The sequence below is a fragment of the Rhodococcus sp. 1168 genome, assembly GCF_002091955.1.
In the GTDB taxonomy this organism is placed as follows: Bacteria; Actinomycetota; Actinomycetes; order Mycobacteriales; family Mycobacteriaceae; genus Rhodococcoides.
The window spans coordinates 1-5,758 of record NZ_MKKY01000075.1; the positions used below are offsets into that span (position 1 = coordinate 1).

Consider the following 5,758-nt stretch of genomic DNA (forward strand, 5'->3'; position numbering starts at 1 on the left):
GACAGCCACAATCTCGAGGGGTTCAGGCCGACACGTCAGCAGGAAGAAAGATCGAGGCTAGGTAGCCCTCGATCTGCTGGGTAGGAAGTTTTCCTCCTTTCCAAATACTGGTCCAGGTACTCATGGGATCCGCACCCCAATCGATAGCGCGGCGGATGATTGCAATGAGCACTCTCTGAATAGCGAAAGCCTGCGTAGGAACATCCCCCAAAACCGCGGCGAGTGACGCACTATCAGCAAGAACACCACTGATCGACATCAACCTGGACTCGCCGTCGACTGATCGGGAAGGAATCCAAGGCTCGTCAATCAGGTTGAAGGACTCCTCTACCGTCGTCACGACTTCTCTCCGAGTCTATTCACCACAAGTCCTTCGACGGGATCGTAATGGATCTCGAAATCCAACAGTGTTGCCTTCAACTCGCTGTTCAACTCGATAACTAGCTCGCCTGCAAGCCATTTGGACTCCTGCCATCCTTCGTACATCCGCCTCTCGAGTAAGTCGATTGTCTTGTCCACGATTCCCGGATGGGTGAACTCGCGCGGCAGTTTGACCGATGAAGTCAGTACTCTCCGCGCGAGCGAATCCTCTGGAGGAAACGCCGTGCTGACGGTTCCCCCTCCGCACTGGTCCAATAGATACACCTCACCACCGACAGATCGCGTGAGCAAAACATCAATGCCTTCTTCGGTGTCTCGGACCTTTGCCTGGCCTCGGGCATCACCGACCTCCCCGGCGTTCTGCTTCAGCCAATCGATCAGGGTCGGGTTCTCCAACGGCTGCCAAATTCGCCAAGTCGATGCCCGAGACTCCAATTCTGCGACCTTCTTGCAGAATGCGCTTTCTGCTGCAGCCCCAGCTTCGGCCCATCCTTGCGACCAATCGAAGTTCTGGTCGTACGCTGCTTGGACCATCGTCGCGATATCCGCCGGAAGAACAACGACATCTCGCGAAGAAAGAACCGCGAGTGCACGCATCAGATGAAGGTCACCGTAGATCCCCCTGGACTGCGCTACGGCTTGGGGAACCTCGACGGACCAGTCTTCGACGCCGGTAATAAGCAGCCTCGGGATCGACATGTGTGCGGGCCGCCCGCGACTATGCCGATGGAGTCTCCCTATCCTCTGGAACAACAAATCGATGGGTGCCAGGTCGCTGACCATCAGGTCGAAATCTATGTCCAGAGATTGCTCGATGACCTGGGTACCGACCACAATGCGCAAGTATGGGCGCTTCCCAGATCGGCCGAGTTCGGATACCAATTGCCGTTCCAGATCAGCGCGGTGCTGTGCAACGAACCGAGAGTGCAGGAGTATGACAGCGTCCGGAAAACACTCGGCCAGAGCACGAGCGGTTTCTTGGGCCCGCCTCACCGTGTTTCTCACAATTCCGACGCAGCCACCGTCGGAAAGCTCGCGCTGCAATCTTGCCGCTAGCTTCTCGATATCATCATCGAGTCTTTCAATCCCGACGACGACGGGCGGCGTAACGGTCTCCACCTGCACAATACGCCGGAAACCATCAACAACTGTGACCGACGGATATCCGATGTCGCCGCCCAAGACTGTGTCATCGCCGGCCCAACCTCGGCCATTCTCGTATGCCTGCACAAGTGAGATCCGCTGATCTGCAGGCAAAGTGGCCGAGAGCAAAAGCACGGGGACATGGTACGCACCAAGCCATTCGAGGACTCGGATCAGATACTGCATCATGTAGACGTCGGCAGCGTGGACCTCGTCGACTATCACCACCTTGTTCACCAACGCGAGATGCCGCAATGCGAGATGCCGCGCCTTGAGGCCTGCGAACAACAACTGGTCGATCGTACCTACCGCGAATTCTGCAAGGAGCGCCTTCTTTCGTCCTGAAAACCAATGGTGTGCAATTACTTCAGTCCTCGACGCACGGCCGTCTACCACTACGTCGCGTCCGATGTCGGTAAAGCCGCTACGGCGCATCAAGCCACGATAGGAATCTTCGAGCGATGCTTTTCCATGTGCGAGAGTCAGACTCGACACGGCCTCGGGATCTTGGTGCTCGATCCATTGCTTGACACGTCTGAACATCGCGTTGGACGTAGCCATGGTCGGGAGTGCAACCAGCACTCCGCCTTGCCCGAATTTCTGGGCGATGTACTCCGCGGCGGCGAGAGCAGCTTCGGTCTTGCCGGTGCCCATGGTTGCTTCTACGATTACCAGCCCTGGTTCGGCCATGTTCCGAACTACATCGACGACGGCCCTCTGGATCGGATTCGGTTCAGATCCAGAGGGTAGCTCGAACCGGTCGAGCATCAGCTCGTCTATCGTCGCCGGCGGAGTCGAGTGCCACGGCGGCGGGAGGTCCAGCTGATCCCACGCTCGCGCCGCTTCCTCGACAGACTCAGCACGGTGACCAAGAGCAAAATAGTCACTGCTGGCGATCCAGTCCGCGACGATCACGAACCCTGTCCACAAAACCTGTTGCTGGGGCGACAGCGGCCGCATACTCCACGCGTCGTAGAACTCATCGGCCCCGGTGAGCCTGCCAATATGTCCAATCAGTTCTTCCCGCGTCTCGCCCCACTCGGTACCTCCGTAGTGCCGCTGCATCTCGTCTTTTATGAGTTGTGCACGCACCGGCGGCACGCCGTGATGGCCCCCTGCCACAACGGCATACGAGGTGGCGACATCCCTAGTCCAACCGCGCGCCTCGAAATATCCACGGATCGCCCGGTGACTGACGAGAGAATGTGGAACCTCCGACCGGAACAAGATCTCCGAACGCATCTTCAGTCCTGCGTCACGCATTCGACCGGCAAGGACCGGCACCTGCACAGCGAAAGCAGGGGAGAGCTTTCCAACGTCATGCGTGCCAGCGAGCCACTTCGCAAGGCTTCGTGTCTCGCGGTCGGAGGCACCGTTGGCCAAGAACGCTTTGGTCGACAATGGAAGCCAGTCGTCCCAAAGATGGGCTGCAATGGCGGCCGCGTCCTCGCTGTGGCGAACAAGCGACAACGACTCATCAGTGTCGAAGTTGAACTTTGCCCACGCCGACTCGAGTCTTCGAGAAACCACAAGACCTCCCCGTTTGTTATACAGAGTGACCGTAGCGAAAAAGTCGGCTGGGTAGGCAAACAAACGCTCGAGATGATCGCGTGTTGTGGAGATTCAAGCGTCCACCGATTCATTCTTGGCTGCGAAGGGTGGTTGACTACATTCGCTAGGAAACTAGCAGCGAATCCAGTCATCTGCCGAGTGGTCCCGTCCGCCGCTTGGCCTCCAGCAAAACGCATGCCGGAATCCAATTATCCCCGGATCGAGCCGGCGACCATGCCCGCGCCCAGTGATGTCGAGCCAGCATCACCCCTTTCGCGCGACGGCAACGACCCCAACGCGGAGGCCAACCACCGCAAGGACCTCACCCTCTCGCTCGAAACCAGCCTCCGGCAGCTTCGCACCGACTACTCGACGTGTACTGGGTCCACTTCTGGGACCGCCACACACCGATGGAGGAGACGATGCGCGCACTCGACGACGCTGTGCGCGCGGGGAAGATCCTGTATATCGGCATCTCGGACGCACCAGCGTGGGTGGTCGCCCGCGCCACCACACTCGCCGAGTGGCGAGGCTGGACCTCGTTCGCAGGCCTGCAGGTGCCCTACAACCTGCTGAATCGCGACATCGATCGTGAGCTGCTGCTGATGGCAGAGGAGTTCGGGATGACCGTGGCGACCTGGTGGCCGCTCGCGAGCGGTGTGCTGTCGGGCAAGTTCGCGCGGCCAGGAGGACCTGAGTCGGCGACCCGCATCGCACCCGAGACACTCGGCGTGCGCGGGCATAACGCTACCCGTGTAGTACAGGAAGTCGCTGACGACGTGGGAGCTTCCGCGGCACAGGTGGCCGTAGCATGGACAAGGGCACGCTCCCAGGCGATCCATCCGATACTCGGGGTAAGGACCGTCGAGCAGCTCGAAAACAATCTAGGCGCTCTCGACGTCTCCCTTCCTGTGGACGCGGTACAGCGCCTCGAAGCGGCCACTGAATTCACCCTCGGATTTCCCGGAGATTTCATCGCCGCGATGCACTCGGGGGTGTTCGGCGCGCCCCCCCAGACTCGACGGCAGGTGACGGCTAGACGGACAGTTCGCCGGAGGCGCCCACGTCCTCCAGAGCGTATGAGCACCAGGGCCGAAGCGGAATTTGTCAAGGTGGATGAGTCCAGTGGGTGTTACGCCGCTATCGAATCGTGCTCTTGATCGGTGTCAGTTGTTTCTGCTGGTTTGTTGATCCACGCGGTGTCTGGGAGGTCGAGGATTTTCGGTGCGGCAGTGCTGCCGAAGCGATGCGGATGTGCAGCGCGGGCGGCGTCGAGAACGAGACGGCGTTCGGCTGCCTTGCGTGCAGCCAAGCCGTAGTGGACATCGGCGGGAGTGTGCAGTCCGATACCGGTGTGGCGATGTTCGTGGTTGTACCCATCGGTGAAGATATCCATGAATTCCCTTGCCTCGCTCAGTGATCGGAACCGATCCGGGAAGCCGGGGCCGTATTTCAAAGTTTTGAACAACGACTCCGAGTACGGATTGTCGTTCGATACCCGAGGCCGGGAGTGGCTTCGGGTGACCTCGAGATCCGCGAGGAGTGTCGCGACGGTTTTACTGGTCATCGAGGTACCGCGATCGGCATGCACGACGTGCGGGACGCCATGGACCGCGAAGATCTGTTCCATCAATTCCTTTGCCAGCACACCGGATTCATGACTATGAACGTGCACTCCGACGATGTAGCGGGAGTAGATGTCGATCATCACGTACGCATCGAAGTACTGCCCTTTCACCGGGCCGGCCAGTTTGGTGATATCCCAGGAGTACACCTGCCGCGGCGCGGTCGCGACCAACTCTGGGCATGCCCTGGCCGGGTGCCGAGCGAGTCGCCGTCGATCGCTGACCTGTCTGTTCTCGCGCAACACTCGATACATCGTCGACACCGAACACAGGTAGATGCCCTCGTCGAGGAGTTGGGCGTAGATCTGTAGCGGTGCGAGGTCGACGAACCGGTCGCAGTTGAGGACGCCGAGAATACGTCGCCGTTCGCTGGTGGTGACTTTGTTGACCGGCTCCGCCGCTGGTTCCTGCGGCACCGGCGGTGTCGGTGCTGTAGCTGCGGCACTTCGACGTGTCGCCGTCGATCGGTGCAGACCGGTGAGAACGCTGCCCTCGCGGGAGCTAATTCCGATGCCGGTCAGTGTGGTGTACGCAGTGGTCATCGCTTGTTGTTCTTCTCGTCGAAATCCGCGCTCTCGGAGAGAGATTCCAAGAGCGCGTGTGCTTTTCCCATGATATCCAGTGCGGCTTCGGTGGTGTTCAGTCGCTTGTTCGCGCGGTTCAATTCACGGGTGAGGCGGGCGATCTCGGCTTGCTCGGCGGTAAGCTTGCCGACCTTCTCGCCGGGCTTTTTGCCGACGAGAACACCGGCGTCGCGGTGTTTGCGCCATTCGCTGATCAACGACGAATACAGTCCCTCGCGGCGTAGGTATGCCCCGCCGTCGCCGCTCTGGCAGGCTTGCTCGTAAGCACGCACGTGTTCGATTTTCTCCGCCGCGGTGAACGCCCGTCGCCGTCGTGGTCCGTCTGCTCTCGGATGCGCTGAATCCATGCGTTCATTGTCGCCGCTGACCGGCGTCTTGGTGGTGATGGCCATGGTGTGTGTCGATCCGTATCTCGCCCTGCATCAGGCCGGGTTGCTATGAACCACTGGACTCACCTCACCCTGGCACGCAGGG

At 59.8% G+C, this 5,758-nt stretch carries 4 protein-coding genes; 1 reads left to right on the top strand and 3 read right to left on the bottom strand.

Annotated features, from left to right (window positions below; genetic code table 11):
- Positions 1 to 22 precede the first annotated feature (22 nt).
- Both BJI47_RS17160 and BJI47_RS17165 read right to left on the bottom strand, forming a co-directional pair.
- Complete coding sequence (locus tag BJI47_RS17160) at positions 23 to 340, bottom strand: type I-E CRISPR-associated protein Cse1/CasA (RefSeq protein ID WP_088944879.1); 318 nt, start codon at positions 338 to 340, stop codon at positions 23 to 25.
- The gene (locus BJI47_RS17165; RefSeq protein WP_088944880.1) at positions 337 to 3,054 is read right to left on the bottom strand and encodes a CRISPR-associated helicase/endonuclease Cas3; all 2,718 of its coding nucleotides are present in this window, start codon (positions 3,052 to 3,054) and stop codon (positions 337 to 339) included. The genes BJI47_RS17160 and BJI47_RS17165 overlap by 4 nt, the downstream gene beginning before the upstream one ends.
- Before the next feature lie 395 nt (positions 3,055 to 3,449).
- On the opposite strand from BJI47_RS17165, the gene BJI47_RS17170 reads away from it, so the two are divergent.
- Positions 3,450 to 4,235, top strand: coding sequence for an aldo/keto reductase (locus tag BJI47_RS17170; protein ID WP_217808556.1), 786 nt, complete (start codon positions 3,450 to 3,452; stop codon positions 4,233 to 4,235).
- Here the strand turns inward: BJI47_RS17170 and BJI47_RS17175 are convergent.
- Positions 4,208 to 5,631, bottom strand: a protein-coding gene (locus BJI47_RS17175) for an IS3 family transposase (RefSeq protein ID WP_254900348.1) whose coding sequence is annotated in 2 segments (ribosomal slippage) — positions 4,208 to 5,304 and positions 5,304 to 5,631 — 1,425 coding nt in all. Because the reading frame shifts where the segments join, the coding sequence is not laid out codon by codon here. The two genes, BJI47_RS17170 and BJI47_RS17175, sit on opposite strands and share 28 nt — an antisense overlap.
- Between the last annotated feature and the right edge of the window lie 127 nt (positions 5,632 to 5,758).